The organism is Frankia tisae (assembly GCF_025403405.1).
Classification (GTDB): Bacteria; Actinomycetota; Actinomycetes; order Frankiales; family Frankiaceae; genus Frankia; species Frankia tisai.
On record NZ_JANEZT010000469.1, the window covers coordinates 1 to 4,336 of the forward strand.

Annotated in this window: 3 protein-coding genes; all 3 read right to left on the reverse strand. The window is 75.0% G+C overall.

Annotated elements, in window-relative coordinates:
- A partial coding sequence (locus NBZ85_RS28225; RefSeq protein ID WP_261563012.1) for a YhjD/YihY/BrkB family envelope integrity protein occupies nt 1-508 on the reverse strand: 508 nt, incomplete at its 3' end.
- A gap of 110 nt (nt 509-618) precedes the next feature.
- Nucleotides 619-3,120 carry an ABC transporter permease gene (locus NBZ85_RS28230; RefSeq protein WP_261559926.1) on the reverse strand — a complete coding sequence of 834 codons (2,502 nt, stop codon included), beginning with the start codon at nt 3,118-3,120 and terminating at the stop codon, nt 619-621.
- A 24-nt stretch (nt 3,121-3,144) separates the two neighbouring features.
- Nucleotides 3,145-3,921, reverse strand: a complete 777-nt coding sequence (locus NBZ85_RS28235; protein WP_261559927.1) for an ABC transporter ATP-binding protein — start codon at nt 3,919-3,921, stop codon at nt 3,145-3,147.
- Nucleotides 3,922-4,336 lie beyond the last annotated feature (415 nt).

Below are 4,336 nucleotides of genomic sequence, written 5' to 3' on the forward strand. Positions count from 1 at the left end.
GCCCCGCCGAGGCGTCGCTCTCGGCGAACAGCCGGGCCAGGGTCGGCGTCACGAGCAGCACCGGCAGCAGCAGCACCGGGGCGGCGGCGAGTAACGGCAGGATGCCGAGGCGGCCCCGCCACCCGACGAGACCCTCGGTCGTGCCGGCGAGCCGGACGAAGGCCCGCCGCAGCCCCTCGCCGTAGAACGAGGCGGGCACCGCGGCGGCCACGACGACCAGCGGCGACATCGTCAGCGCCGCGTCGAACGCGGCGAGCACGACCGCCGGGGCGCCGAGACCGTCCGGCAGCGCGCCGGCCAGGGAACGGCCGAGCTCCGCCGTGGGCGGCCGCCCCAGCAGCAGGCCGAGCAGGTTGACGGCCACCAGCACCCCGGGAACGATCGCGATCGCCGCGTAATAGGTGACGCCCGCCGCGAGCAGCGCGAGATCGTGACCGCGCAGCGCGCCGAGCACGTCCCGCCCGAGCACCATCACCCAGCGCAGCCTCATCACCCAGCGCAGCCTCATCAACCAGCGCACCTCACCAGCCAGCGCAACCTCGTCAACCAGCGCCGTCTCGTCACGTCCCCGCAGTCAGCCGGCGGTCCTCATCCTGCCCGCCCCGGCCCTGCGCGGTGCTACTCGATGACCCGAAGGGTGGAGGGAATGTCCATCCGGCGGATCCGGCGGGCCGCGGCCAGCGGCGCGACCGCCACCGCACCGACGCCGAGCAGCACGATGACGGCCAGGGTGCGGCCCGACAGGATCGCCTGCACGCCGAGGTCGGGCAGCGTCTCGGCGAGCAGCACCTCCACGGTGTAGCGCAGCGCCCAGTAGCCGGCGGCGATCCCCAGCAGCGTCCCGACCAGGCCCATCACCGCGCTCTCGGCGACGGTCAGAGCGAGCACGGTGCGGGTGGACAGGCCGTAGGCGAGCATCGTCGCGTGCTCGCGGCGCCGCTCGTCCACGGCGATGCTCATCGCGTTGTAGGCGATGAGCAAGGCCAGCAGGAGCACCACCACCTCGCCGATCCGCAGGATCCCGACGAAGGTGCGCAGCAGGGCCCGGATCTCCTCGATGCTCGCCGTCGCCGCCGCCACCGACGCCACCCCCGGGATGGCGGCCAGCGTCCGGGTCGCCGCGTCCCGCCCGTACCCGGGAGCGGGCTGGACGACGAGGACGTTCGTTGTACCGGCGAGCCGGAACGAGCCGGCATCGGCGTTGTCGAGGAACACCACCGAGCGCACCGGGAAGGCGTGGATGCCGGCGATCCGCAGCGGCGTGTCAACGGTCCGGTAGCCCGTGCCGACCCGCTGCGGATGCCGCAGTGTGATCGTGTCGCCGGGGTGGACACCCAGGTCGTGGGCGGCTTTCTCGGCGATCAGCACACCGCCGGTGCGGGATCCGGAGACGACCGACGGCGACCACAGCCCGTGCCCGATGTCGAGGATGTAGGTGAGCACGTCGATGGGCTTGGCCGTCGCGTCGCCGCCGTTCCCGTTCCGGGCACCGATCCCGCGCCCGCTTCCGGCCCCGGCCCCGGCCCCGGCGGCGAAGATGCGGCCGGGTAGCGCCAGCGTCGAGTCGGTTTCGGTGACGGCGGGGGAGCGGCGCACGGCGGTCACCGTCGGCGAGGACACCGGCTCGACCCGGGGAAGTATCACCCGCAGCCGGTCGGGGGCGCTGGTCGTCAGGTCCCTCTCGGCCCGGTCGGTGGTGCGGGTGAACGTGTCCAGCTCGCCGGTGAACACCACCAGAGCCGTGATCACCGCGGCGATCGCGACGGCGGTGAGCAGCAGCCGGCGTGGGGCGCGGGCCAGGTTGCGCAGCGGCATCTGGGCGAGGCTGCCCCCCGGCAGCCGCAGCCGGCCGAGCGGCCCGGCCAGTGGCCCCGACCCGCCGGCCACGGCGCTGGCCCGGATCGCCTGGACCGGCTCCACCCGCACTGCCCGCCACACGGGCGGCAGGGCGGCGAGCACCGGCAGGACCAGGCCCACGGCCGCCGCCCGGGCGAATACCCCGACCTGGAAGTTCGTGTGCCACACCGGTAGCGGCCAGACCCCGCGCAGCAGCGCGCCCATCGCGGCGCCCACGACGAGGCCCACCACGACGCCGGCGACCACGCCGAGCACCCCGACCTGGACGCCCAACAGCAGCGGGCGCAGGGCAAGCCGCCGCGGCGGCACCCCGAGGGCCATCCCGATGCCGATCTCCCGGCGCTGCGCGTCGACGACCCGGCCCACCAGGTTGAAGGCGGCGAACACCGCGCCGATCAGGACGACCACGGCCAGCACGTCCCACAGCCGCTGGTCGCTGTTCACGTCGTCGTAGAGGATCCGCCGGGTCTGGATGTCGTCCCGGTCGGTCACCGTCACGCTGGTGCCCGGCAGCGCCGCGGCCAGGGCCCGGGACAGCTCGGCGGTGAACGCGCCGGTGTCCGTGCCCGGCCGCAGGGTGAGTACCAGGTCGTTGACGGCGCCGGGCTGCCCGGTGAGCCGCTGCGCGGTCGGCAGCGGCAGGTAGAGCACCCCGAAGCCGGACTGGGTGACCAGACCCGGCTGCTCCCCGGGCAGGATGAAGTACTCCGGCGACTGCCCCTGCCCGACGTAGCGCACCTGGCCGCCGCCGCTGGTCCGCACGGTGCCGCTCGGGGGCAGATGGTTCGCGAGGGCGAAGGTGCGGTCCAGGACGCCGACGTCGCGTCCCTGGTCGGCAGGGACGAGCCCACGCCCCCGGGCCACCGACACCGCGTCCACCGGCGGCCGGGCGGTCAGGTCGATGCCGACCAGCTCGCCGCGGGAGAGCACGGTGTGCCCGGGGCGGGAGGCGTCGATCTCGGTCGGCAGCACCAGCCGTTCGGCGTCGCCGGTGACGGCCGCCGCGGATGGCAACGACCGGACCACCGCCGCGAGCCGCCCCTGCGCCACCGTGGCCCCGGCCCCGACGGCGACGCGCAGGTCGTGGACGTTCAGCCGGGCGTAGCTGGCGTCGTAGGACTGCCGCCGCCACTGCGAGGAGCTGGTCAGCCCGGCGTAGAGCCCCGTGCCGAGGCCGATCATGATCGCGATCGCGACCACGAGCAGCAGGCGTTGGCGCAGCTCACGCAGCGACCAGCGCCACCACAACCCAGACGACGTCATCCGTCCGTCCGCCCGGTCATCCGGTCACCAGCGCAGCTCCGCCACCGGCAGCCGGCCGCCGGGCGGCGGGCCGTCGTGGACGATCCGCCCGCCGGACAGCTCGACCACCCGGTCCGCGATCCGGGCGATCTCCCGGTTGTGGGTGACGACAAGGACGGTCCGGCCCTGCTCGGACTGGTCGCGCAGCAGCTCCAGGATGCGCACGCCGGTGGTGAAGTCCAGTTCGCCGGTCGGCTCGTCGGCGAGCAGGATCGGGTTGCCGGTGGCGATGGCGCGGGCGATCGCCACCCGCTGCTGCTCCCCACCGGAAAGCTGGTGCGGGAAGTGCGTGGCGCGCTCGGCGAGTCCGACCCCGACGAGCACCTCGTCGGTGACCTCGCCGGCCCGGTCCCGCCCGGCGACGTCCGCGCCGAAGCGGACGTTCTCCCGCGCGGTGAGCGCCGGGAAGAGGTTGAACGACTGGAACACGAAGCTGACCGCCCGGCGGCGGACCTCCCGCCGGATCCGCCGGGACGCAGCCGTGACGTCGACGCCGTCCAGCCGCACCGTGCCGGTGGTAGGAGTGTCCAGCGCGCCGATCACGTTGAGCAGCGTCGTCTTGCCGCAGCCCGACGGCCCCAGGATCACCAGCAGGCAGCGCGAGCCGACCCGCAGGGTGACGTCCGCGAGCGCCGTGACGCCGGTCGTCCCGCCGTCGTAACGTTTCCCGACGCCCTCCAGGTCGATGCGGACCGCCTCGGGGGCACCAGGTTCTTCGGCGGCACCAGGTTCCGCGGCTGCTGCCCGGGCGGCCCCGGCCATCCCGGGCTTTCCGGCCGTCGCAGTTTCCCGGCCGGCCGGGCTACCGGGCAACGCCACGCTCGGCCCCCTGTCGTCGCGCTCGCCGGGCTCCGGTCGCGCCGGGCTCGGGTCAGTATCGGCGCGCCCGGCACGACGCAGGGGGAAGCGGCCGGTGGCCGGATTGCGCGTGCCGCCGGGCAACGCCCCACGAATCCGACGGCATCCACCGGGGTCCGCCGTCGGGCACGGCGGACCCCGGTGGATGGGGGTCCGGCGGCGGCGCCGCGCATCCGCCGGCGCCCCTGGCGGATGGGGGTGACGCGGCGGCCGCCACCGGTGGGGGAGTGGTCAGCGGACGGTAGTCGTGGTGGACGGTAATCGTGGTGGAGGGTGGCTGCCCGCCGGTGGGCGCCATGACGGACCCGCTCGCCGGTGG

What these genes read in the sequence shown, in the direction of transcription:
- NBZ85_RS28230 (WP_261559926.1), bottom strand. Translation starts at nt 3,120, where the DNA reads ATGACGTCGTCTGGGTTGTGGTGGCGCTGGTCGCTGCGTGAGCTGCGC.
- NBZ85_RS28235 (WP_261559927.1), bottom strand. Translation starts at nt 3,921, where the DNA reads ATGGCCGGGGCCGCCCGGGCAGCAGCCGCGGAACCTGGTGCCGCCGAA.